The 20,354-nt window shown below is 62.8% G+C and carries 21 protein-coding genes and 1 pseudogene; 7 read left to right on the top strand and 15 right to left on the bottom strand.

What is annotated here, in order from left to right; all coding sequences use genetic code 11:
* Positions 1 to 36: 36 nt before the first annotated feature.
* The 6 genes and pseudogenes from NKJ37_RS05810 to NKJ37_RS05785 all read right to left on the bottom strand — a co-directional run bounded on the left by NKJ37_RS05810 (position 37) and on the right by NKJ37_RS05785 (position 3,939).
* Entirely contained in the window at positions 37 to 909 is an 873-nt protein-coding gene (locus NKJ37_RS05810; protein ID WP_023810374.1) for an undecaprenyl-diphosphate phosphatase, read from the bottom strand.
* Between the two features lie 194 nt (positions 910 to 1,103).
* A pseudogene (locus tag NKJ37_RS05805) lies at positions 1,104 to 1,295 on the bottom strand (hypothetical protein); the annotation flags it as partial.
* A gap of 184 nt (positions 1,296 to 1,479) precedes the next feature.
* Positions 1,480 to 1,878 carry a GFA family protein gene (locus NKJ37_RS05800; RefSeq protein ID WP_023810373.1) on the bottom strand — a complete coding sequence of 133 codons (399 nt, stop codon included), beginning with the start codon at positions 1,876 to 1,878 and terminating at the stop codon, positions 1,480 to 1,482.
* Between the two features lie 197 nt (positions 1,879 to 2,075).
* Positions 2,076 to 3,032 carry an alpha/beta fold hydrolase gene (locus NKJ37_RS05795; protein ID WP_128303305.1) on the bottom strand — a complete coding sequence of 319 codons (957 nt, stop codon included), beginning with the start codon at positions 3,030 to 3,032 and terminating at the stop codon, positions 2,076 to 2,078.
* A gap of 43 nt (positions 3,033 to 3,075) precedes the next feature.
* Positions 3,076 to 3,561 (bottom strand): SRPBCC family protein, encoded by a 486-nt coding sequence (locus NKJ37_RS05790; RefSeq protein ID WP_023810371.1) that lies wholly within the window; start codon positions 3,559 to 3,561, stop codon positions 3,076 to 3,078.
* Between the two features lie 129 nt (positions 3,562 to 3,690).
* Entirely contained in the window at positions 3,691 to 3,939 is a 249-nt protein-coding gene (locus NKJ37_RS05785; RefSeq protein WP_013532091.1) for a ParB N-terminal domain-containing protein, read from the bottom strand.
* Between the two features lie 154 nt (positions 3,940 to 4,093).
* Here NKJ37_RS05785 and NKJ37_RS05780 point away from each other — a divergent pair, with 154 nt between their 5' ends.
* From NKJ37_RS05780 to NKJ37_RS05760, 5 genes are all read left to right on the top strand, one after another.
* Positions 4,094 to 5,737, top strand: coding sequence for a N,N-dimethylformamidase beta subunit family domain-containing protein (locus NKJ37_RS05780; RefSeq protein ID WP_352440173.1), 1,644 nt, complete (start codon positions 4,094 to 4,096; stop codon positions 5,735 to 5,737).
* A 1-nt stretch (position 5,738) separates the two neighbouring features.
* Complete coding sequence (locus tag NKJ37_RS05775; RefSeq protein ID WP_352773159.1) at positions 5,739 to 7,118, top strand: aminotransferase family protein; 1,380 nt, start codon at positions 5,739 to 5,741, stop codon at positions 7,116 to 7,118.
* A gap of 10 nt (positions 7,119 to 7,128) precedes the next feature.
* The gene (gene kce / locus NKJ37_RS05770) at positions 7,129 to 8,058 is read left to right on the top strand and encodes a 3,5-dioxohexanoate:acetyl-CoA acetone transferase (protein ID WP_023810367.1); all 930 of its coding nucleotides are present in this window, start codon (positions 7,129 to 7,131) and stop codon (positions 8,056 to 8,058) included.
* A gap of 226 nt (positions 8,059 to 8,284) precedes the next feature.
* Complete coding sequence (locus NKJ37_RS05765) at positions 8,285 to 8,800, top strand: GNAT family N-acetyltransferase (protein WP_031212950.1); 516 nt, start codon at positions 8,285 to 8,287, stop codon at positions 8,798 to 8,800.
* Complete coding sequence (locus NKJ37_RS05760; RefSeq protein WP_128303302.1) at positions 8,797 to 9,825, top strand: histone deacetylase family protein; 1,029 nt, start codon at positions 8,797 to 8,799, stop codon at positions 9,823 to 9,825. The genes NKJ37_RS05765 and NKJ37_RS05760 overlap by 4 nt, the downstream gene beginning before the upstream one ends.
* 15 nt (positions 9,826 to 9,840) lie before the next feature.
* Here NKJ37_RS05760 and NKJ37_RS05755 read toward each other — a convergent pair whose 3' ends face one another.
* The 3 genes from NKJ37_RS05755 to NKJ37_RS05745 all read right to left on the bottom strand — a co-directional run bounded on the left by NKJ37_RS05755 (position 9,841) and on the right by NKJ37_RS05745 (position 12,798).
* Positions 9,841 to 11,106, bottom strand: a complete 1,266-nt coding sequence (locus tag NKJ37_RS05755; protein WP_128303301.1) for a cysteine desulfurase-like protein — start codon at positions 11,104 to 11,106, stop codon at positions 9,841 to 9,843.
* A 53-nt stretch (positions 11,107 to 11,159) separates the two neighbouring features.
* Positions 11,160 to 12,227, bottom strand: a complete 1,068-nt coding sequence (locus NKJ37_RS05750; protein WP_128303300.1) for an aldo/keto reductase — start codon at positions 12,225 to 12,227, stop codon at positions 11,160 to 11,162.
* 115 nt (positions 12,228 to 12,342) lie between these two features.
* Positions 12,343 to 12,798: a hypothetical protein gene (locus NKJ37_RS05745; protein ID WP_352773156.1), complete on the bottom strand. Its 456-nt coding sequence runs from the start codon at positions 12,796 to 12,798 to the stop codon at positions 12,343 to 12,345.
* Positions 12,799 to 13,191: 393 nt separating this feature from the next.
* Between NKJ37_RS05745 and NKJ37_RS05740 the strand changes: the two genes are divergently transcribed.
* Entirely contained in the window at positions 13,192 to 13,356 is a 165-nt protein-coding gene (locus NKJ37_RS05740) for a hypothetical protein (protein WP_023810361.1), read from the top strand.
* Between the two features lie 55 nt (positions 13,357 to 13,411).
* Here the strand turns inward: NKJ37_RS05740 and NKJ37_RS05735 are convergent, their stop codons facing one another.
* Positions 13,412 to 13,918 carry a DUF1993 domain-containing protein gene (locus NKJ37_RS05735; RefSeq protein WP_352630246.1) on the bottom strand — a complete coding sequence of 169 codons (507 nt, stop codon included), beginning with the start codon at positions 13,916 to 13,918 and terminating at the stop codon, positions 13,412 to 13,414.
* 137 nt (positions 13,919 to 14,055) lie between these two features.
* On the opposite strand from NKJ37_RS05735, the gene NKJ37_RS05730 reads away from it, so the two are divergent.
* Entirely contained in the window at positions 14,056 to 15,108 is a 1,053-nt protein-coding gene (locus tag NKJ37_RS05730) for a DUF1176 domain-containing protein (RefSeq protein WP_352630248.1), read from the top strand.
* A 29-nt stretch (positions 15,109 to 15,137) separates the two neighbouring features.
* On the opposite strand, the gene NKJ37_RS05725 is transcribed toward NKJ37_RS05730, so the two are convergent.
* The 5 genes from NKJ37_RS05725 to NKJ37_RS05705 form a co-directional block, all read right to left on the bottom strand.
* Entirely contained in the window at positions 15,138 to 15,989 is an 852-nt protein-coding gene (locus tag NKJ37_RS05725) for an alpha/beta hydrolase family protein (protein ID WP_352773153.1), read from the bottom strand.
* 239 nt (positions 15,990 to 16,228) lie between these two features.
* Positions 16,229 to 17,839, bottom strand: coding sequence for an NTP transferase domain-containing protein (locus NKJ37_RS05720; protein WP_352773150.1), 1,611 nt, complete (start codon positions 17,837 to 17,839; stop codon positions 16,229 to 16,231).
* 66 nt (positions 17,840 to 17,905) lie between these two features.
* Positions 17,906 to 18,643, bottom strand: coding sequence for an XdhC family protein (locus NKJ37_RS05715; RefSeq protein ID WP_352773147.1), 738 nt, complete (start codon positions 18,641 to 18,643; stop codon positions 17,906 to 17,908).
* Positions 18,644 to 18,708: 65 nt separating this feature from the next.
* Positions 18,709 to 19,047: an XdhC family protein gene (locus NKJ37_RS05710; protein ID WP_128303293.1), complete on the bottom strand. Its 339-nt coding sequence runs from the start codon at positions 19,045 to 19,047 to the stop codon at positions 18,709 to 18,711.
* A gap of 60 nt (positions 19,048 to 19,107) precedes the next feature.
* On the bottom strand, positions 19,108 to 20,352 hold the full coding sequence (locus NKJ37_RS05705; RefSeq protein WP_352773145.1) for a vWA domain-containing protein: 1,245 nt from the start codon (positions 20,350 to 20,352) through the stop codon (positions 19,108 to 19,110).
* Positions 20,353 to 20,354: the final 2 nt, after the last annotated feature.

The following is a 20,354-nucleotide window of genomic DNA, read 5'->3' as shown; positions in this document are numbered from 1 at the left end:
ATATAGCCCGTTTCAAGCGATACTGTGGAACTTGCCTTAGACGAGCCATCCCATCGCCACGCCCAGCAGCAGGACGACACCGAGCAGGCCGCGATAAATGACGAACGGCCAGGCCGAGAAACGCTCCAGCACGTGCATCAGCCCCCATATGGCGAAGAAGGCGGAGATCGAGGCGACGACCAGCCCGACGGCAAGGACCGACCACCCATGGGCGTCGAGATGGACCTTGTGCAGTTCCCAGAGTTCCTTAAGGCCGGCGAGTGCAATCGCCGGCAACCCGAGCAGGAACGAGAAGCGCGCCGCCTCGGCCCGCTTGAAGCCGAGCCCCAGTGCCGCCGTCAGGGTCGAGCCCGAGCGCGAGACGCCGGGGACAAGCGCGCCGATCTGGGCAACACCGACGAGCAGCGCATCGGTCAGCGACGCACCGCCCATGCTGCGCCGGTGACGGGCAAAGATCTCGGCCAGCGCCAGCAAGATCGCCATTGCGATGCAGGCCCAGCCGATCACCGTTAGGCTGCGTAGCGGCGAATTGCAGGCGTTGAGCACGCCCGACAGCGCCACGCCGGCGATGACGATCGGGATCGTCGCCAGCACGATCCAGAGCGCCAGCTTGAAATGCCGGTCGGCGAAATCGCGTCGCGCCAGAGCGTCGAACGAACCAAACAGGATATTCCTGACATCACTCCAGAAATAGCTGACCACCGCGGCAAGAGCCGCGAGTTGCATGGCGGCGGAGAAGGCGGAGCCAGGATCCTGCCAGCCGAGCACGGCCGGCACGATGCGCATATGGGCGGTCGAGGAAATCGGCAACAGTTCGGTGATGCCTTGCACCACGCCGAGGAACGCCACCTTGGCGAACCCCAGCCCGACGAAGCCCGTGTCCAGGCCTTGTGTGCAGATGTCGGCCAAAATCGAATTCCGTGCATGAGAGATCAGAGTTGCGTGGACCGACCACCGGTCAATCCCCGACAAGCCTTATCGTCATGGGCCGGATAATCAATTTACGGATTTGTAAGCTGGCGTGCCGAAGTGCACGCCGTTCGAAAACCGGCCCACCTTGGAGCCGGCTTGAGATACACAGGGAAAATCGCAAAGCGACTACGGCAGAGCCAGAGTTTCTGGCATGTCCTGGCGATCACATGCGCCGGCGGCACTTCGGGCTCATCGGTCGAAGGCCGGCGAGCCCGTTCGAGCAGCATGCGCACCTGTTCGGGGCGCACACGATCGCGCTCCATCACAAGCAGGACCATCGGATCGCTCAAAAGCTCGTCCAGGGTGCTGATGCTGTCGTTCATCCGTCGTCTCCTCGAATGCCGTACCCGCGACCCATAAATAGGGAGACAATGATGGCCCGCCAATGACGCTTTGCCGGCTATCTCGTGTCGATTTGGATTAAATTTTGGCCATGGTTGCGTTCTTCCTTCTCGCTGGCGTAGCGCGTCGATCCACCTTCTTCCACAACAAAGGGAAAGGGGAAAATTAGCCTGGCGGAGGGGCGCCTTCGTATTTCGGCAGGCTGTCATCGAGCACCACCCAGGGCTGCTTCGAGGCGGTGAAAATATGCATTTGCGGCTTGAAAACCGTGGGATCGTCGAGCGAACCGGTGGTGATGCCGATGATATCAGCGGAATCACGCCGGGAAAACATCGTCGTGCCGCAGCTCGGGCAAAAGCCGCGCTTGAGATCCGGCGAAGAGTTTATGGTCGCCAGCGGCCCGTCGATCGTCACGTCGTCGATGCGAAACAGGACGCGTGCGTTGAAGGCGGCGCCGATCGCCTTCTGGCAAACCCGGCAGTGGCAGACGCGTTCGTTGATGGGGGCCGCGTCCGCGCGGTAGCGCACCGCCTTGCACAGGCATCCGCCGTCATATCTTGCCATTGTCCGGATCGATCCACTGGTGGGGGAGAATAGGCGCGCAAGGTATCGGCGCGGCCGATTGGGTCAATTGAAAAGCTTTGATGCAACGTCATCGCTTATGCTGATGCGAGTGGGGCTGAAGTCATGACGCCGAAAGCCGTCATGGCGGCCGCATGACGATCCGCCGGCTGCCAGCCAACAACCGGCGGCCTTGGCGTTCACTCCGTTTCGCCGACGACCTCGTCCCAGGTTTTGACCTTGGTCTGGCCGTTGAGGAACGGCAGCGCGGCGGCCGTGAGTTCGGGGGCGAAGAAAGTGTCGTAGTGGGTGCGGTTGGGCAGGATCGCCAGGCGGTTCTGCGACAGGTTCTCGCGCATCCAGCCGGCGTCCTTCAGCCCGCCGCCGAGCATCTGATAAAACTTGATCTCGTGCTCGGGCTTGTACATATCGCTGTCGCCATAGACCAGCATGACAGGCATCTTCAGCTTGGCGACGTCGGCCGAGTAATCGCGGTTCTGACGCATGAAGCCGCCCAGCGCATCGAGGAGCTTCGGGAACTCCTCCGGATGCGGCGCCACCGCGACGTAGGATTTGTACATCGGCGTGTCCTTCATGAACTCAGCCGCAGCCGCGCTCACCTGTGCCTGCTGGGGACGCATCTCGTCATAGAAGCCGTCCGTGGCGTAGCCGGTCGATACCAGGACGAGGCGGCGCACCGCTTCGGGATGCTGGCCGGCCATGCGGAAGGCGACGCCGCCGCCCAGCGAATAGCCCATGACATCGACCTGGTCGTAACCGAGCGCCTTGACGATGGCGGCCATGTCGTCGCCCATCGCTTCCACGGTGAATGGTCGGTCACCCAGCGCGGTGCGACCGTGACCCTGCAGGTCGACGCCGATGACGGTGCGGTTTTCGGCAAGTTTCGGCAGGATCGGCGCGAACATATCCGTGGTGCCGAGACCGCCATGCAGCAGAAGCAGCGGCTCGCCCTTGCCATAGATGGCATAATAATAATTCAGGCCGTCGATCGGCAGCAGGCCAGACTTTTCCGGCTTCGGCAGTGCGTTCGTCTCAGTCGTCATGGCGGGTTTTGTCTCCTCCGCATTGGTGGTGCCCGGGCAGGCAAGCAGTGCTGCGGCCGAAGCAAAAATGGCGAAAAACAGGGTTTTGGACATATCGATCTCCTCTCGTCCTGCCGGTATCAGAGCGTCATGCGGATCAAAGCGTTTTGGCGAGTTCTTCGAGCTGGTCGGCGCACTGTCCCCAACCCTCGTGGAAACCCATCTTCTCATGCTGTTCGCGGTCGGCGACGCTCCAGTGCCTGACCCGAGCGATGTAGCGCGTCTTGCCGTTGCCCTCGTCCTCGAAGGTCAGCACGACGGTCATGAACGGCTTTTCCGAAGGCTGCCAAGCCTCTGTGTAGGCGTCGGTGAAGACGATCTTCCTGCCGGGAACGACTTCGAGGAAGATTCCCGGGTTGGGGAATTCGTTACCGTCCGGGCTAGCCATGACGACAAGGCTCGAGCCGCCGGTGCGCACATCCATCTCGGCGCGCGGCGTCGTCCACGGCTTTGGCGAGAACCAGCGCGTGATCAGTTTCGGATCGGTCCAGCAGCGATAGACGTTCTCACGCGGCGCATCGATGATGCGGGCAAGAACCACTTCACGGTCGTTGGTGGGGGCGGTGTCGAGCTTGGTGGTCATAAGGGCGTCCTGCGTTTGATCTGGCTTCCGTCCCAAGGACGAGCCGATGAACCGCAAACCGACATCGTCCACGAAAATTTTGCGATGACGTCCCTGCTCCGCGTCGGTCCGTGGGGAACGAAGGAAGTGTCAGTGGCGCTTGGCTTGCACCAGATAAGCCTCGATTTCGGTTTCGCCGAGCCACTTTGCCGCTTCCAGCCGGTGCAGGCCTTCGACGAGGATGTGGCGTTTGCCGTCATGGCGGACCTGGATCGGCGTCTTCATGCCGTTTTCCAGAATGTCCTCGGCCAGATGGCGGACGGTCTCGGGATGCAGCGTCTTCTTGCGCGCTGTCGGCACGTAGATCTCGTCGACTTTGACCTTTTGCACTCTGAGCATTCCGACCCCCGTGGCGGAAACGCCGCCTGCCCTGAGATAGTCCGTTTGATGGAGGCGGCCAAGGGTGCGGCTAACGAATGCTGGTCCGATCGTTTCCATTTGACGCAACGACAGCAGATCGCCGAAATGGCGGCCTTCGACCTTTCAGGTGTTCATGACCCATCTGCCGACCGAATTCCCCGATTTCGGACTGACGCCGGAGCAGCGCCGCCACGCGGTGCGTGGCCATTACTACGAATGGCCGGGGATGGATGGCGAGCGCGGCGAGATCTGGTGCTACAGCGACCGCTTTTCCTATCGCGCCGGCGAAACGGTGGCGTTGCATGTCAGTTCGACAGCTCCGAACTTCGGCATGACAATCACCCGGGATGGCGGCAGCGAGACCAAAGCGTTCGAAAAATCGGGCATCGCGGCACGCCGGCAGGACACACCTGACCAGTGTTCGGTTGAAGGCTGCGGCTGGGACGTATCCTTCGAATTTCGCGTCGGGGCGGACTGGCCGTCCGGTGCCTATCGGGTCACGCTGACCGCCGACGGGCGCGACGGCAAGCCGATCCAATGCCACCATGTTTTTATCGTCAGCCCACAGCCGGGCCGTAAACCCGGCCGTGTGCTGCAGGTGGCTGCGACAGGCACATGGCTGGCCTACAACACCTGGGGCGGCTCCAACCATTACCAGGGCATCACCGGGCCGGACCGCAACCAGTATTCGCCCATCGTGTCGACGCAACGCCCCTGGTGCCGCGGCTTCGTCGTGCTGCCGAAGGATGCGCCGCGCGTGCCGCTGGAAGTCGCCGTGCCGCCGAAGACGGTGCCGCGTTATCCGCATATGGAATGGGCGCTCGCCACCGGCCATTCGAAGAAATACGCCTCGTCGGGCTGGGCCAGCTATGACAGCCATTTCTTCCGCTTCGCCGAACGGGCCGGCTATGGCGTCGATCTCATCAGCCAGCACGATCTGCATTTTTCGCCCGAAATTCTCGACGGCTACGACTGTGCCGTCTTCGTCGGCCATGACGAATACTGGACCTGGGAAATGCGCGATGCCGTCGACGCCTATGTCGAGCGCGGCGGCCATGCGGCGCGCTTTGCCGGCAATTTCATGTGGCAGACGCGGCTGGAAGACGAGGCCCGCCGGCAGGTCTGCTACAAATATCGCGCGCGTGCCGAAGACCCCGCCTATCTCCCAGGCGGCGACATCACCCGCGCCACCAACTCCTGGGAAGCGCCGGAAATCGGCCGGCCGGGTTCGGCGACCTTCGGGCTCAACGCCACGCGCGGGGTTTATACCGGTTGGGGCGGTTGCGCGCCGCGCGGCGTGCGTGGCTTTCCGGTCTACCGGCCGGAGCACTGGGCCTTTGCCGGCACCGGCATCTATTATGGTGACCTGCTGGGCTCCGACAGCCACGTCTATGGCTATGAAGTCGATGGGCTCGACTTCGAGGTACGCGGCGGCCTGCCCTACCCGACCGCCACCAGCGGCGCGCCAGACGGCCTGCAGGTTCTCGCCGTCGGCATGGCATCCCAGGTCGAGGAAAGTGCCGACATCCCGATCGAGGACCAATTCCTCACCGACGAGGATGGCCGCTTCACCGCCGAGACGCTGTTCGGCGAGGCGAGCGACGCCAATCTGGAAAAAGTCAAACGCGGCAACGGCATGATCGTCAATTTCCCGCGTGGCAAGGGCGAGGTGTTCCACGCCGGAAGCTGCGAATGGGTCGCCGGCCTGCTAAGACAGGACCCGATGGTCGAACGCGTCACCAAGAATGTCCTCGATCGTTACCTCGGAAAGTCCTGACATGTCGAAAGTCCAGACCGCCACGCAAGACACCGATGCCCGGCGAGAGTCGCATCTGTTCTATTTGTCCAGCCTGCGCCGGCCGCTGATCGACCGCGCCGAGGGCATTTATATGTGGACGCAGGATGGCCGCCGCTTCATCGACGGCTCGAGCGGCCCGATGGTCGCCAATATCGGCCATTCTAACCGCAATGTGCTGGATGCCATGAAGCGGCAGATGGACCGCGCCACCTTCGCCTATCGGCTGCATTTCGAGAACGAGCCGGCCGAGGAGTTGGCACGCGAACTGGCCGGCAAGCTGCCGGAAGGCATGGACCGCATCTTCTTCGTCTCGGGCGGCTCGGAGGCGACGGAATCCTGCATCAAGCTGGCGCGGCAATGGGCCGTTGCCACCGGACAGGCCAGCCGCTGGAAGGTGATCACGCGCTTCCCCTCCTATCATGGCGGCACGCTGGGTTCGCTCTCGATCACCGGCGACGATGCGCTGGCCGAAACGTTCGAGCCGATGATGCGGGTGATGCCGACCGTGCCGGCGCCGAACGCCTGGCGCGACCGCGACAATCTCTCGATGGAACAGCGCGGCATCCGCTATGCCGACATGCTGGAAGAAAAGATCCTGGCCGAAGGGCCTGAGAGCGTGGTGGCCTTCATCATGGAGCCGATCGGTGGCGCGGCGACCTCAGCCCTGGTGGCGCCCGACAGCTACTATCCGCGCATCCGCGAGATCTGCGACCGCTACGGAATCCTGCTCATCCACGACGAGGTGATGAGCGGCGCCGGTCGCACCGGCAAATTCCTCGGCGGCGACCATTGGAACTGCAAGCCCGACATCGTCGCGCTGTCGAAGGGGCTGGGTTCGGGCTATGCGCCGCTTGGCGCGCTCGCCGCCCCGATGCGGCTGGTGCAGCCGCTGCTTGACTCCGGCGGCTTCCAGCACGGCCACACCTATGCTGGCAATCCGCTGGCCTGCGCCGCCGGGCTTGCCGTGCTCGGTGAAATGGACCGGCTCGACCTGATCGCCAATGCGGCCGCCATGGGCGACGTGCTGATGGACGGGCTGAAGGGGCTGGCGAAGCGGTTTCCGTTCATCGCCGATATGCGTGGCAAGGGCCTGCTCACCGGCGCCCAGATGGTTGCCGATCCCGAGACGCTGAGGCCGATCGACCAGACCAAGAAAGCCACGCAACGGCTGCTCGACCTCGCCTATGAGCGCGGGCTGATCATCTATGGCCGCAGGGTCAAGGGCGGCGTCGACGGCGACAATTTCATGGTCGCGCCGCCGATGATCGTCACCAGGGAGCAGGTCGGCGAGATCGTCTCCATCATCGGCGACTCGCTGGACGTTCTGGCCTCCGAACTCGACCTACCGGTCGAAGGCTGAGGCGACAAAGATGGCGCCTAGAAAAGTCATCGTCACCTGCGCTGTCACCGGCTCGGTGCACACGCCGTCGATGTCGCCCTATCTGCCGGTGACGCCGGACCAGATCGCAGCGGAGGCGATCGCGGCGGCCGAAGCCGGTGCTTCGATCCTGCATCTGCACGCCCGCGATCCGAGTGACGGCCGCCCGACCGCCGATCCGGACGTCTACATGCAGTTCCTGCCGCGCATCAAACAGGCGACCGATGCAGTGATCAACATCACCACCGGCGGCTCGTCGCTGATGACCCTGGACCAGCGGCTGGCGGCACCGCTCAGAGCCGAACCCGAAATGTGCTCGCTCAACATGGGTTCGATGAATTTCGCGCTGTTCCCGATGCTCGACAAGCCGAGGGAATGGCAGCACGAGTGGGAACCGAAGCTGCTGGAAGCCACCCGCGACACGATCTTCAAGAACACCTTCGCCGACATGGAAGGGGTGCTGGAAAGACTGGGCAAGGGCTGCGGCACGCGCTTCGAATTCGAATGCTACGATGTCGGCCATCTCTACTCATTGGCGCATTTCCGCGACCGGGGGCTGGTGTCTGGCCCATTGTTCATCCAGTTCGTGCTGGGCATTCTGGGCGGCATCGGCGCTGACCCGGACAATCTCGTCCACATGAAGCGGATCGCCGACAAATTGTTCGGCGACAGCTACCAGTTCTCGGTGCTGGCCGCCGGCCGCCAGCAGATGCCGCTGATCTCGATCGCCGCGGCCATGGGCGGCAATGTCCGCGTCGGGCTGGAGGACAGTCTCTATGACGGCCGCCAGCTGGCGAAATCCAATGCCGATCAGGTGCGCCGCATCCGTGGCATTCTCGATGGGCTGTCGCTGGAGGTTGCAACCCCCACCGAAGCGCGCGACATGCTGGCGCTCAAGGGCGGCGACCGGGTGGCGTTTTGAGATGCTGGCGTTTGAAAGGGAGACAATCTGAAATGATTGCGTTCCTTCGCACCCCCCTCTGTCCTGCCGGACATCTCCCCCGCAAGGGGGGAGATCGGATGTCATTTCGGCTTTCGCTAACTTCCAACGTTGCAGGATGGGCGGTAGTATCAAAACTGCCAATCTCCCTCCTTGCGGGGGAGACGTCCGGCAGGACAGAGGGGGGTGCCTGGGCACCGAACCTCCGATGATTGTCCCCCCGCCCAATATCCTCCTTCGACTCGGCACTCTCGACGACGTCGAAACGATCCACGCGGCGATCCTGAAACTCGGCACCCATATCGGCGCGCCCGAGGAGATCATTTCGACACCGGACGATCTCAGAACTTACGGCTTTGGTGAAAAGCCATCCTTCTCCACCCTGATCGCCGAAGTCGGCGGCGAATTTGCCGGGCTCTGCCTGCATTTCCCGATCTTTTCGACCTGGATGGGGCGGCCTGGCGTCTATGTGCAAGACCTCTATGTCGAGGATCGTTTTCGTGGCCGCAAGATCGGCGAGCGGCTGCTGCGGCACGTTGCGGCGCAGTGCCGGAAAGAAGGCGGCGTGTATCTGAGGCTATCCGTCGACACCGACAATGAGGGCGCCAAGGCCTTTTATGAAAGGCTGGGCATCGCCTGGTCGAGCTACGAACAGACCCAGAAGATCATCGGCGATGCCTTCTTTGCCTTCGCCGACACGGCCGAGAATGAGGAGCAGGAATGAAAGCCTTCTACGCCGAGGAACAGAAGCGTCACGACCCCAAGGCCTTTCTGTCAAGCGGTGCGGCGCAGCCCAATCCGGAAAAGCCGGAGCGCGTCGAAAGATTGTTAGCCGGCGCATTATCCGCCGGTTGCACGATCGAGCGGTCTCGGGATCATGGGCTCGGCCCGGTCGCGGCTGTGCATACGCCCGAATATCTGGATTTCCTCGAGCATATCTACGCGCGCTGGCAGCGCATCGAGGGCGCTTCGGCCGAAGTGATCCCCAACATCCATCCGATCGCGCGCAACGGCTCCTACCCGGCCTCGGCAGTCGGGCAGGCCGGCTACCACATGGCCGATACTGCTTGCCCGATCTCGGGCGAGACTTGGCAAAGCGCGCTGTGGAGCGTCTGGAGCGCGGTCGATGCGGCCGAGGCGGTGATGTCAGGCGTACCGGCCGCCTACGCGCTATGCCGCCCGCCCGGTCACCACGCCTTTGCCGATGTCGCCGGCGGCTTCTGTTTCATCAACAATTCGGCCGTCGCCGCACAGGCTCTGCGTAAACAGGCCGCACGGGTGGCGATCCTCGATGTCGACCTGCATCACGGCAACGGCACGCAAGGCATCTTCTATGCACGACCGGATGTGCTGACCGTCTCGCTGCATGCCGATCCCGTGCGTTTCTACCCGTTCTTCTGGGGCCATGCCGACGAGCGCGGCGAAGGGCCAGGCCTCGGCTACAATTTCAACCTGCCGCTGCCACGCAAATCCGCCGACGCGGCGTTTCTCGAAGCGCTCGAGGTAGCGTTCCAGCGCATCCGTGCCTTTTCGCCCGACGCGCTGGTCGTGGCGCTCGGGCTCGATGCGTTCGAGGGCGATCCGTTCGGCGGACTTTCGGTGACGACGCCGGGTTTCTCGCGCATCGGCGAGGCCATCGCAAAGCTCGACCTGCCGACGGTCATCGTCCAGGAGGGCGGCTACCTCTGCGACGAACTCGGCGACAATCTCACCGCGTTCCTCACCGGCTTCGGCGGCAAGATGCGGTGAGTACTCAAGCCAGTGTCAGGAGCGCTGCTGCCTGAGCATGGCGATGACCCGGTGCACGCTCTCCAGCGTCTCGTCGATTTCGGCAGATGTGTTGTAGTGAGCGATGCCGATGCGCACGGCGCCATACTCGGCCGGGATGCCGAGTTGATGGACGATCTCCCAGGCATAGTTGTGCCCCGACCACAGGAAGATGTTCTCGGCGTTCATCTGCCGTACGATCGTCTCCGGCACGATGCCGTCGACGGTGAAGGACACCGTCGGCACGCGCTCGCCAATCCGCTTCGGATCGGTGATGCCGTGGATGGTCAGACCCTCGATATCGGACAGACCGTCGATCAGCTGTTGCGCCAGCGGGTTTTCATAGGCGATCGACACCGCGAACGCCTTGGCGATCTTCTGCCTTCGCGATCCACCCTCGCCCGCTGCCGCGCCAAGGTCGGCGAAGTAATCGACCGCGGCCGTGAGGCCGGCCATCAGTTCGATCTGCGGCGTGCCCAGCTCGAACCGCTCCGGCAGGCCGTTGGATGAACAGCGGCACTTGTAGGGTTTCAGATCATCGATGACATCATGCTGGCCCCACAAAATGCCCATATGCGGGCCGAAGAATTTGTAGGCCGAACAGATCAAGAAATCGCAGCCGAGCTCCTGAACGTCGATCAGGCCGTGCGGGGCGAACTGCACGGCATCGACATAGACCAGCGCGCCGGCGTTCCTGGCGATGGCGCTCAGCGCCTTCACCCGGTTGATGGAACCAGTCAGGTTGCTGGCATAGTTCAACGCGACCAGCCGGGTCCTGTCGGATAGCAACCCGGCGAGCGTCGCCTCTTCGACCTGCCAGCTCTTTTCGTCGAACGGCAGCCAGCGCACGACGAGGCCGAGATCCTCGGCCAGCTGCAGCCAGGGCGACACATTGCCCTCATGGTCCATGCGGGTGAGGATGATCTCGTCGCCGGGCTTCATCGTGCGGCCGAGCGTGCGCGACATGTGATAGGTCAGCGTCGTCATGTTGGCGCCGATGATGATTTCTTCCGGGCTCGCCGCACCAAGGAAATCGGCCATTGCCCGATGCGCCTCATCGACGACGGCCTGCGCGGCAATCGTCGTTTCGAAATAGCCGCCAAGGTTGGCGTTGGTGGTCAAAAGACAGCGCGACACGGCGTCTGCGACGACTTGCGGCACCTGCGTGCCGGCCGGATTGTCGAGATAGATGCGGCGACGGCCCTTGTCGGTCAGGGAGAGAGCGGGAAATCTTTCGCGGACCAGCTCGATCGGAAAATTCATTGTTGCCCTTCTCCCATTGTAATCATTGGATTCGGCCAGCGGCCAATCCCCGTTCAAGGACAGGGATTACCGACCCGCTGATGGATCGCATCCACCGCCTTCTGCATTTCTTCGGTCCAGACGACATCGACGGAAGACAGCGCCATGTCGAGCTGCGAAAGCGTCGTTGCGCCGACGATGTTGGAGGTTACGAACGGCCGGCTTGAGACATAGGCATTGGCAAACAGTGCCGGCTCCAGGTCAAAGGAGCGCGCCAGCTCATTGTATTCAAGTTGTGCTTCGGCAGCACCTGGCGTCTCGTAGCGCTGGCCGCGGTTGAATAGCTGCGTGCGCGAGCCCTGAGGCCGCGCGCCATGGTCGTATTTGCCAGTCAGGTATCCCTGTGCCAGCGGCGAATAGGGCAGCAGCGACACTTGCTCGCGCTCGCAGACCTCGGCGAGGTTCACCTCGAAGGTGCGGTTGACGAGATTGTAGGCGTTCTGGATCGACGCGACGCGCGGGCCGATGTCCTTGTCGGCTTCGGCAAGGAACCGCATCACGCCCCAGGAACTCTCGTTCGACAGGCCGAAATGGCGTATCTTTCCTGCCTTCACCAGTTCGTCGAACACGGCAAGCGTCTCGGCGACCGGCGTTTCGTCGGCCGGTGCGCCGACGGAATCGGCGCGCGGCGACACGGCGCCGACGCGCGTCGGGTTGGCGCCCCAGGGGATATCCCGCTCCGGCCAGTGGATCTGATAGAGGTCGATATAGTCGGTGCCGAGCTTGGCCAGCGACTTGTCGATGGCGTCAAAGATATCGGCGCGCACCAGTTGCGACGGCCTGTCGCCGCGAAACCAGCTGTTGGCCGTGCGGCCGACGACCTTCGAGGCAAGGATTACCTTGTCGCGGTTGCCCTTGGCTTTCATCCAGCTGCCGATGATCTTTTCGGTCCACCCTTGCGTCTCCGCCTTGGGCGGGATCGGGTAGAGCTCGGCGGTATCGATGAAATTGACGCCGCGCGAGAACGCCAGGTCCATCTGGGCGTGGCCTTCGGCCTCGGTGTTCTGCTGGCCCCAGGTCATGGAGCCCAGGCAGATCTGGGTAACAAGAAGATCGGTCCGACCGAGACGACGCTTGTGCATGGAATTCGGCTCCGGAGGAAGGCTGGCGCGACTGCGCGGAGGAAGCCGCATCTATAGGCAAAGCAGAGCCGCTCTCCAAGCCTCGCCAGAGCGACTTTTGCGTGAACCAGCCGGGTTAGCGGCGAGCACCTGCCAATGCACGGCGCTTGGCCTCGTCGATCAGCATGTTGGCCACTTGCATGCGGATCATGGCGCGATGGCGCAGATGCGGGGCGACACGGTCGGGGTGGTTGGCAAAGGCAAAGCTGCGGCGCATGCGGCCGAAATCGGCGACCTGCTTGGGCTGATTGAGGCCGAGTTCCACGGCGATGGCTTCGGGATCAATCGGCGGCAGTTTCTCCTCGGGCTTTGGCTCTTCGCCGGCGAGAGCCAGCCTGGCATGATCGAGCAAGGCGGCGAATTCGGTCGCCAGATCCGCGCCCGCCTCGCGATATTCGGCAGCGGAAACCTTGATGCGGCCGGAATGGAGTTCATCGGCCACCGAAAGATAGTCGAACGGGATGGATGGACGAGCGCCGGCCTCTTCGCCCTCGCCATTCTTGCCGGGGGCGATGAAGAGGTCGTCGAGCAACGAAGCGAAATCCCGCTTGGCGCCAGTAGCGATGTCAGCCTCCCCCTCGCCCGACCATTCGGGTATAGAAGCATAGAACCGGCTCGTTAAAAATGCATGGCACCGATCTTAACGAATTTAGCCGTCGCCTCATCTACCGCTTGTGACCGCAATCCCAGAAACAAAAGCCGGACTGCATTTTCATGCAGTCCGGAATTCGCCAGGAGTGGCGAGGAAAAACCAGCCATGTAGCCAGCATTCGAGGCTACGATGCGCATCAGTCAAAAGTTTCATCGGGTTGCAGAAAATGGCGAAAATTCGCCAAGACATGGCAGATATGCAAATGCTGCAGTGCACAATTGTCACGATTCACCTATATTGGCAGCCGTGGAGGACCAATTTGGGGCTTGAATCATGGGTTTCTTCACTGAAATGTTCGCCCGGCCGCGGCCGCAGGAGCATCTGAGATACCGCTCGGCGCTCGCGCTGCTTCATTCGATGAGCAATGCCGACCGCGCCGACATCGGGATCAAGCCGGCCGACTTCCCCCGCATCGCCCGCGAAATGTCCATTCGCTAGGTACTTCCGGAGATGTCCCGGATCGATCCAGGACATCTCCAAAAAACTCAATTCCTTAGCGCGATCCCAGGAACGTCGCCTTGCCCAACGGCACGCCGTTGTGGCGAAGGATGTCGTAAGCCGTGGTGAGATGGAAATAGAAGTTGGGCATGGCTACATGCAGCAGATACTGCATGCCGGGCATAGAGCTTTCGCGCCCGCCGAGCTTCAATTCGATGATCTTGTCGTCGGAGCCGTCGAACTCGGCAGCCGAAAATGACGCCAGAAGGTCCAGGGTTTTCGTGATGCGAGCCTGGACATCGGCGAAACTCGCCTCATTGTCTTCGTATTTCGGCACTTCGCGGCCGGCGAGCCGCGACGGCGCGCCCTTGGCATGATCGGTGGCGATCTGCACCTGCCGCGTCAGAGCGTACATGTCGGGCGCCAGCCGAGAGGTCAAAAACACCTGCGGATCGATCTTGCGGTCAAGCGCATTCTGTTCGGCGGTCGCCAGCACATTGGAAAGCGCTTTCAGCCTGGCTGCAAACACCGGCACGGATGCCTCATACATCGATATCGTCACGTCAAATATCCTGTCCGGCCGAACGCCGGCGGACGCCACGTAGCGCCTTCGCGCAGGATTTTTCAAGACCGCCGACGCTGCGTCACCACGTTGCCGCAATCGCCGTCGTAGAATCCTCTATCGAGCGGAGGTTCCCGATGAGACGCGCCCTTTTCGCAGCGACTGCCTTTCTCTCCCTGGCACCGATCGGCCAGACGGTATTGGCCGCCGACGATGCCCCCGAAGCGCCCTATATCGACGATCGGTCGAGCGCCGATGCGGTTGTCCGTTCGCTGTACAGCGCCATCAGCCGGCACGAATTCGCCCGCGCATGGGGGTATTTCGGCGATACAAAGCCGGCAAAGGATTTCGACAGTTTCGTCAAAGGCTATGACGGCACCGACAAGGTCGAAGTCCAGATCGGGTCGGTTTCCGACGAAGGTGCGGCGGGCAGCATTTTCTACAACGTCCCCGTCGCCATCCGCGCCACCGACAAGAGCGGCGGCGAAAAGGTCTTTGCCGGCTGCTACACGCTGCGCCAGGTGAATGCCCAAATCCAGGCGGCGCCGCCCTTCGATCCAATCCATATCGAAAAAGGCGCGCTGAAACCCTCCACCGCCGATTTCGAAGAGGCGCTGCCGCCAGGCTGCGGCGACGGACCGCCACCGCCGAAGAAGGACACCGCACTGGAACAGGCCAAGAAGGCCTTTCTGGCGACCTATGGCGACCAGTGCGACAAGCAGTTCCTGGCCGATGAGCCGACCGTTTTTTCGATCAAATACAAGGACAAGGATGCGCAGCCTGGCGACCCCGACAAGGAGACGCGACTGTTCCATTTTTCCTGTTCGGCCGCCGCCTACAATGAAAGCTCGGTCTACTACATGACCGACGAGGTATCGGGCGTGCAGCAATTGCAATTCGCCGAACCCAAGATGGACATCCGCTACGAGAACAATGACAGCAACGGCAAATTGCTGGGCATGACCATCATCGGTTTCCAGACGTCCGGCTGGGCGGTCAATTCCGACTATGACGAGGCCACCCAGACGATCACCACGTTCAACAAGTGGCGCGGGGTCGGCGATGCTTCCGACGCCGGCACGTATCTGTTTCGCAACGGCAATTTCTCGCTGGTCCAGTACGACGTCGATGCATCCTATGACGGCGAGCAAAACCCCGAGACTGTCGTCGACTACAACACTGCGCCTTGAGCGTCACATGGGCTTGCAGGCAGCGCCTGTCAGGGCGCCTTCGATAGCATCCAGTTGAGCGTGCCGCGCCAGTCGGTCATGCGGATCGGCGTGCCATGGGTGCCTGTCTCGAAACGAACGAAATGGGTCGGGTAAGTCTTCGATTTGGCCAGGATCGAGCGAAAGAATGCTTCCTGATTTGCCACGGGGAAGACCACGTCGTGACTGCCCTGGCCGAAAAAGACCGGCACCCGGCGCTTGAAAGCAGGGCTGGCGAAGAAGCTCTCATCCCACAGCGAGCCGAGCAGCAGCAGGCCGCTGATGCGGCCGCCCATGTCCTTGCGCGCGGCAAGCCTCCAGCACAGCGCGCCGCCCATCGAGCCGCAGGCGACGAAGATCTTCGCACTTGGCGACCGTTCGGCATAATGACCGATCAGCGCCGTCACCTGCGTCGCTCCCTTGTCGCCGAAATCGGTAAAATCCGGGCTGAGGTAGAGGCCGCCATTGCCGGCCATCAGGTTCTTGAGCCGGTTGAAATTGCCGCCGAAGGTGAAGTCGTCGACGCCTTGCTTGCGGCTGCCGCCCTGCCCGTGCAGATAAAGCACGATGATGCCGGCGCCCTCGGTCCTTCCGACGGCGACATGCCTGACATCGCCAGCATCGGTTTTCAGCAACAGATCCTGCTGCATCTTGCGGACGCCGGTGTCGGTGTATTGGGCGTTCACCCGGCGCTCAGGCACCTGGTCACGCTGGTTGATATCGCGCATCTCGCGGTAGTCGATGACGGTGTAGGCGCCGTTGGTGTCGGACGACAGCGTGGCCGGATAGGCGAAGAGATCGTCCTTGAAGGGTTTCAAGGACAACGTGTCGGCGTTGGCGGCCGAAGAAAACAAGAAAAGCATTGCCGTGAGGAAAGCGCGGCACGCCCCCCCCTGGCCTGCCGGCCATCTCCCCCTCAAGGGGGGAGATTGGATGCGCCTTCTGCTTTCGCCAATCTCCAAGGTTTCGGGACGTGAGCTGCCGTCAAAGCTGCCAATCTCCCCCCTTGAGGGGGAGACGGCCGGCAGGCCAGAGGGGGGTAAAAGCGCCAACATGGAAGATGAAGTCATCCCTCTGGCATGCGTTTTTAGGCTTGGGTTTGTCAATCCTGCAGCACGCCGCCAGCGCCTTCCAGCGCCTCGCGCGTGTCGACATCGACAGACGCCGCCGCGCCGATCTCGACATCGACGACATCGAGCCCTTCGGTCTCGACCAGATGGCGTGCACCGGTTTCGCCTTCCAGATGGGCGATCGCCGGAAACAGCGAGCGCGGCAAAAGCACCGGGTTGCCGCGCTTGCCGTCATGCGAGGCACGGACCACCGCATTGCCGCCGGCCTTGCGGAATGTATCGATCAACCTGTCGAGGTCGTCGGACGCGATACCCGGCATGTCGCCGAGAACGATCATCACACCGGCGGCGTCTCCCGGCAGATAGGCAATGCCGGCTTTCAGCGAGGTGGACAGGCCCTCGGTAAAATCCGGATTGTCGGCGAAGGTCACGTCGAGGCCGGCCAGCGCCGTGCGCACCCGCTCGCGCTGATGGCCGGTGACGACAATCGTTCCAGACGCCTTCGAGCCGAGCGCCCGCTCGGCGGTGCGGCGCACCAGCGGCTTGCCGTCGAACAGCGCCAAAAGCTTGTTCGGTCCACCCATGCGGCTCGACCGGCCCGCCGCCAGCAGCACGATCCCGACCTTGAGCTGGCTCATGGCCGGCAGCGGTTCGCGCGGCTGCGGCCGCGTTGGGATTTCCATTAGCAGCCCGCCTACTCCCATGCCGGCAATATCCTTGGCGGTCACGTCGAGACCGGCGATCAGCCTGTCGAGCACCCAGTCGAAGCCGTTTTCCTTGGGGCTGCGGGCGCAGCCGGGAGCGCCGATGACGCGCTTGCCGTCGAGCATACCCAACACCAGCAGATTGCCGGGATCGACCGGCATGCCGGCGCGGATGACAGTACCACCCGCCTTCTCGATCGCGGCGGGAACGACATCGGCGAAATCGCTCATCGCCGAGGCGCCGAAGATCACCACCATGTCGTTGTCGCGCGCCAGCGAGGCCGCGGCTTCCGCCACCGACGCGATCTCATGCGGCGTGCGGCGCTCCGCCGTCAGCCTGCCGCCGGTGCGCGCCAGCCGCGCTTCGGTGACGCGCAACGTCTTGTCCAGCACACTCGGCTTGATGCCCGGCAGAACCGTCTGGATGACGCCGACACGCACCGGCTGGTAGGCGTTGACGGCAAAGATCTCACCACCGGCGCAAATTTTTGTCGCGGCGTCGACCAGCGCTGAACTGACCGCGAAGGGAATGATCTTCACCGTCGCGACCATCTGGCCTTTCTCGACCGGCGCATGCTGCGCCAGCGTGGCGATGGTGATGGCGGGATCGATGGCATTGATGGCGTCGATGGCAGCGGCATCGACCGTGAAGATGCCCGGCGCCTTGGCATGGAGGTTGACCCGCCCGGTCGCGGCAGGCCTGGCCTCGATGCCGCGAAAGGCCATACTCTCGGCGATCGTCTGCGCGGCGGCATCCTCGCCGAGGTCGTCGGCGGCCAGCACGGCTGCAACGACCTCGGAAATGCCGGCAGCCCGCAGCAGCGCCACATCTTCGGCGCTCAGCCTGTGCGCCTTGCGGAAGCGGCGTTCACCAGCGGTGGTGGAATGCGCCAGCACCGCGCCTTCCGCCGTCTCAATAGGGATCGGGCCGAATTTCACGCGACGGCGCCCGTAGAGCGCTGCGCGTCCTTTTGGACGCGCAAAGGACGCTCTACTACTTTGAATCTACGCATCGTGCTTTTCCAAAATCGATTTCGATTTCGGAGCCGATGCGGAGGCATCGAAACCGCGCGAGCGGAAGGCGTGGATCGCCTGGGCCAACACCGCAACGGCGATCTCTCCCGGGCTGGCAGCACCTATGTCGAGCCCGATCGGCGCATGGATACGGGCGATCTGATCGGCGCTCGCGCCCAGCGCCAGCAGGCGTTCGACCCGCTTGGCATGCGTCTTCCTGCTACCGAGCGCCCCGACATAGAAACAGTTGGCGTCGAGCGCGGCCTTCAGGGCGAAATCATCGACCTTCGGGTCATGGGTGACGGCGGCAAGTGCGGTGTAGCTGTCGAGCGGCTGGCGCTTCAGCACATCCTCCGGCCATTCGGCATGAAGCGCCACGTCGGGAAAGCGGTCCGGCGTGGCGAAAGCAGTGCGGGGGTCGATGATCTCGACGGGATAGCCGGCGATCCTGGCCATCGGCGCCAGCGCCTGGCTGATATGGACAGCGCCAATCACGACCAGACGCGGTTGCGGCAGATGCGCGTTGAGAAAGAAAGTCCGCCCCTCGGCTTCGGCCGAACCGGAGTTGCCTGTGCGAAACGCCTTGGCGATCGCGGCGCCAAGATCGCCGGCGACCTGATCGCCCTCGCGCACGATCCGGTCGCGGCCGTCACCGAGATCGGTGACAAGGATCGCCGCACGGCGAGCGCGTCGTTCGGCGTTCAAAGTTTTTAAGGCGTAGGGATCCATCAGGAAATCTCTTGTCCGAACATGATCTTGTCCAAAAACCGGGTCCCACTTTTTGGGATCATGCTCTAGCCCAGTCTTTCCACGTACACCTTGATGCGACCGCCACAGGACAAGCCGACCTGCCATGCGGTTTCATCGGCAACACCGAACTCCAGCATCCTGGCCTTGCCGCTGTCGATGACGTCGATGGCCTCGCTGACCACAGCGCCTTCGACGCAGCCGCCGGAAACGGAGCCGTGGAAATTGCCGTCGGCATCAATGACCAGATGGCTGCCTATGGGTCGGGGCGCCGAACCCCAGGTCTCGACCACAGTCGCGATGGCCACGTCCTTGCCGTCCTTCATCCAGCCCTCCGCAATGATCAGCGGGTCGCGGGCCTCATCCAGATAAATGCTGTTTTCCATGACCGTTTCTCCAGAAGTCTGTTTTTCTCGGGATCTGTTTTCCGGATGGGAAAGATATGGTTATGCGGCGTGCCTCGCGCCAGCTTCCAGCCATCGGCGCGGATCGACGGATTGTGCCGACTTCTTGTCCAGCGACGCGCAGAGATCGGCGAGCGCGTCGAGATTGTGCACCGAGCGGAACTCGTCGACATGCGGCAGCATCGTCTTGACGCCGCGGGCGCGCGCCTGGAAGCCGTCGAAGCGCAGCAACGGGTTCAGCCAGATCAGACGCCGGCAGGATTTGTGCAGGCGTTCCATTTCTTCTGACAGGCCGGCGACATCGTCGCGCTCCAGCCCGTCGGTGATCAGAAGCACGACCGCGCCCTGCCCCAGCACACGCCGCGACCATATCAGGTTGAACTCGGCCAGCGTGTCACCGATGCGGGTGCCGCCCGACCAGTCCCTGACCGCCGCCGAACAGTCGGCAAGGGCTGCATCCGGGTCGCGATGGCGCATCTGCCGGGTCAGGTTGGTGAGCCGGGTGCCGAAGACGAAGGTGTGCACGCGACGCCTTTTTTCAGTCAGCGCATGCAGGAAATGCAGGAAGATGCGCGTGTACTGGCTCATCGAGCCGGAAATATCGGCCAGCACCACCAGCGGCGGGTGAACCTCGCGCGGCGAACGGAACTTCGGCAGAATCAGCTCGCCGCCGGTGCGCGCAGCCGAACGCATCATGGCGCGCGGATCGATGCGGCGGCCATGCGCATCGGCCTTGAAGCGCCGGGTCCGCACCATGTCGAAAGGCAACCGCAACTGCGCGATCGCCTTCTTGGCGTCGGCCATCTCGGCGGCGTTCATCTGGGCAAAATCCTTGGCCCGCAGCACCTCGTTGCCGGAAAAGGTGAAGCGGGCGTCGACCTCGATCTCGGGAATTTCCTGTGGCGGCTGGTTCTTCTGGTGGCCCTCGAACATCGCCTGGCTGACCCGGTTTTCAGCGGCGCGTGGCTTCTGCTTTTCCCTGGTGTCGGGTGTCACCGGCGAAAACATAGCCAGCATCTTTTCGATCAGTTCGCGCGACTTCCAGAACAGCCGGAAGGCTTCGTCGAAAATGGCGTGATCCTCATGCCGCGACACCAGCACGGCGTGCAGCGTCCAGTAGAAATCGTCGCGCGAACCAATGCCCGCGGCGAGCACCGCCTCGATGGCGTCCTTGACCGAGGCCGGCCCGACCCGCATGCCCGCCTTGCGCAAGGTGCGGGCAAAATAGACGATGTTGTCGGCGATTCGCCCGTGCGGCATGGCCTCTTTTGGCTCGGGGCGCAGCATCG

It is taken from the genome of Mesorhizobium sp. M0140, assembly GCF_040322475.1.
Classification (GTDB): Bacteria; Pseudomonadota; Alphaproteobacteria; order Rhizobiales; family Rhizobiaceae; genus Mesorhizobium.
The sequence above is the reverse complement of the archived record's forward strand: the minus strand, read 5'-3'. Positions and strand labels throughout refer to the sequence as shown.

Excerpts from the sequence above, each read along its gene's own strand:
- NKJ37_RS05710 (WP_128303293.1), bottom strand. The coding sequence starts at position 19,047 with ATGGAAAACAGCATTTATCTGGATGAGGCCCGCGACCCGCTGATCATT.
- NKJ37_RS05760 (WP_128303302.1), top strand. The coding sequence starts at position 8,797 with ATGAAAGCCTTCTACGCCGAGGAACAGAAGCGTCACGACCCCAAGGCC.
- kce (WP_023810367.1), top strand. The coding sequence starts at position 7,129 with ATGGCGCCTAGAAAAGTCATCGTCACCTGCGCTGTCACCGGCTCGGTG.
- NKJ37_RS05730 (WP_352630248.1), top strand. The coding sequence starts at position 14,056 with ATGAGACGCGCCCTTTTCGCAGCGACTGCCTTTCTCTCCCTGGCACCG.
- NKJ37_RS05800 (WP_023810373.1), bottom strand. The coding sequence starts at position 1,878 with ATGGCAAGATATGACGGCGGATGCCTGTGCAAGGCGGTGCGCTACCGC.
- NKJ37_RS05705 (WP_352773145.1), bottom strand. The coding sequence starts at position 20,352 with ATGCTGCGCCCCGAGCCAAAAGAGGCCATGCCGCACGGGCGAATCGCC.
- NKJ37_RS05725 (WP_352773153.1), bottom strand. The coding sequence starts at position 15,989 with ATGCTTTTCTTGTTTTCTTCGGCCGCCAACGCCGACACGTTGTCCTTG.
- NKJ37_RS05765 (WP_031212950.1), top strand. The coding sequence starts at position 8,285 with ATGATTGTCCCCCCGCCCAATATCCTCCTTCGACTCGGCACTCTCGAC.
- NKJ37_RS05795 (WP_128303305.1), bottom strand. The coding sequence starts at position 3,032 with ATGTCCAAAACCCTGTTTTTCGCCATTTTTGCTTCGGCCGCAGCACTG.
- NKJ37_RS05785 (WP_013532091.1), bottom strand. The coding sequence starts at position 3,939 with ATGCTCAGAGTGCAAAAGGTCAAAGTCGACGAGATCTACGTGCCGACA.
- NKJ37_RS05790 (WP_023810371.1), bottom strand. The coding sequence starts at position 3,561 with ATGACCACCAAGCTCGACACCGCCCCCACCAACGACCGTGAAGTGGTT.
- NKJ37_RS05740 (WP_023810361.1), top strand. The coding sequence starts at position 13,192 with ATGGGTTTCTTCACTGAAATGTTCGCCCGGCCGCGGCCGCAGGAGCAT.
- NKJ37_RS05775 (WP_352773159.1), top strand. The coding sequence starts at position 5,739 with ATGTCGAAAGTCCAGACCGCCACGCAAGACACCGATGCCCGGCGAGAG.
- NKJ37_RS05750 (WP_128303300.1), bottom strand. The coding sequence starts at position 12,227 with ATGCACAAGCGTCGTCTCGGTCGGACCGATCTTCTTGTTACCCAGATC.
- NKJ37_RS05715 (WP_352773147.1), bottom strand. The coding sequence starts at position 18,643 with ATGGATCCCTACGCCTTAAAAACTTTGAACGCCGAACGACGCGCTCGC.
- NKJ37_RS05780 (WP_352440173.1), top strand. The coding sequence starts at position 4,094 with ATGACCCATCTGCCGACCGAATTCCCCGATTTCGGACTGACGCCGGAG.
- NKJ37_RS05755 (WP_128303301.1), bottom strand. The coding sequence starts at position 11,106 with ATGAATTTTCCGATCGAGCTGGTCCGCGAAAGATTTCCCGCTCTCTCC.